This window comes from Streptomyces sp. XY431, from assembly GCF_001279805.1.
Lineage (GTDB): Bacteria > Actinomycetota > Actinomycetes > Streptomycetales > Streptomycetaceae > Kitasatospora > Kitasatospora purpeofusca.
In genome coordinates, this window is the sequence record NZ_LGDO01000453.1 from 1 (window position 1) to 216 (window position 216).

Genomic DNA, 216 nt, shown 5'->3' on the forward strand with positions numbered 1-216 from the left:
GCCGGCGCTCGTCCGCACCCAGCAGATCCACCGCCGACAACCGCGTCAACGGCTCAGCGACAACCCGCTCGACCACCCGCACCAGCCAACCCGCGAAACGCTCCGCCGTCCCCGCATCGAACAGATCCGCAGCCGCGACCAACCTCCCCCGAACACCCGCCGGCCTCCCCCGCTCGTCAAAAACCTCACCAAGACTCACCTCCAGGTCGAACTTCG

At 68.5% G+C, this 216-nt stretch carries 1 protein-coding gene; it reads right to left on the bottom strand.

What is annotated here, in order from left to right; genetic code table 11:
* Positions 1 to 216, bottom strand: a 216-nt coding sequence (locus ADK60_RS47040; protein ID WP_234371303.1) for a hypothetical protein, incomplete at both ends; no start/stop codon positions are given.